This window comes from Micrococcus sp. GbtcB5 (assembly GCF_019091605.1).
Lineage (GTDB): Bacteria > Actinomycetota > Actinomycetes > Actinomycetales > Micrococcaceae > Micrococcus > Micrococcus luteus.
Map to the genome: position 1 here is coordinate 1 of NZ_JAGXJK010000182.1, position 278 is coordinate 278.

1 protein-coding gene is annotated in these 278 nt (G+C 58.3%); it reads left to right on the forward strand.

Translation table 11 applies throughout. The features are described 5' to 3' along the window. On the forward strand, nt 1-253 hold a 253-nt coding region (locus tag KVS67_RS11950), incomplete at its 5' end, for a hypothetical protein (protein ID WP_217565444.1). Nucleotides 254-278 lie beyond the last annotated feature (25 nt).

Genomic DNA, 278 nt, shown 5'->3' on the forward strand with positions numbered 1-278 from the left:
CGCACTTCTCGCACCAACCCGATTTGAGAACAACGGCAGCCTGGTCGTCCTGTGGGAGACGGTCAACAGTCGTATCCGTCCACAGGTTCGCAGTAGGACCTTCGTTGCAGTCACAACTGAAGGCGATGTAGTCGTTGTTCTTGAACTTCCCCCACACCTGTTGGGTAACAATCATCTCGTGTCGCTCAGCAGCCTGCGCACACTTGGCTGCGTAGTTGACCGGCCTGCCCGCCCAGACAGCCTCCTGTTCTGAGACGTTCCGCCGCGTCCCGATCTTC